The sequence below is a fragment of the Nocardioides sp. genome (genome assembly GCF_024509035.1).
In the GTDB taxonomy this organism is placed as follows: domain Bacteria; phylum Actinomycetota; class Actinomycetes; order Propionibacteriales; family Nocardioidaceae; genus Nocardioides.
This window is the reverse complement of the sequence record NZ_JANINT010000281.1, coordinates 1,272-1,950: the sequence shown is the minus strand read 5'-3', so window position 1 is coordinate 1,950 and position 679 is coordinate 1,272. Positions and strand designations below refer to the sequence as shown.

At 66.7% G+C, this 679-nt stretch carries 1 pseudogene; it reads right to left on the bottom strand.

Features of this window, described 5'->3' with window-relative positions:
• Positions 1 to 182: 182 nt before the first annotated feature.
• Positions 183 to 679: pseudogene (locus Q0L15_RS18900) on the bottom strand (AMP-binding protein); the annotation flags it as partial.

Here is a 679-nt window from a genome sequence, read left to right as displayed (position 1 = left end):
AAGCCGGTCCCCGGCCGCGAGCTGGCCGCTGAGGATCAGGTCGAGCAGCTGGTCGGCGACCTGCTGGTAGGCAGGGCGGACGCGGCTGACTCCCAGCGGACCGGCGGCCTCGGGTGTGGCGACCTTCGTCCGCGCCGCGGCAGCTTGGCCTTCGCTCACCATCGCATCTCCTTCGGTCGAGCTCAGCTGGTGGTGGATTGTCCCTGGGAGGCTCCGGGATCGCCGGTGCCGCCAGGGGAGTCGGGCTGATAGTCGTCACGCAGGTTGCGCTTGAGGATCTTGCCGCTGGCATTGCGCGGCAACGCGTCGACAACGTGCCATTCTCGCGGCGTCTTGTACTTTGCCATCGAGTCCATCACGTACTGCTCCAGACCGGCTACGTCGAGAGTGCTGTTCTCGCGGCTGACCACGAAGGCCGTGATGCGCTCGCCGTACACCTCATCGGGCAGGCCCACGACGGCGACCTCGTCGACGTGCGGGTGCCGAGCCAGCACCTCCTCGATCTCGCGCGGGAAGATGTTCACTCCTCCGGAGATGATCATGTCCTTCTTGCGGTCCACGATCGAGATGAAGCCCTCCTCGTCCGCGACCGCGATGTCACCGACGGTCACGAAGCCGTCGTCGGTGAAGGCCTCGCGGGTGGCCTCGGGGTTCTCGAGGTAACCCGCCATCAGCATGG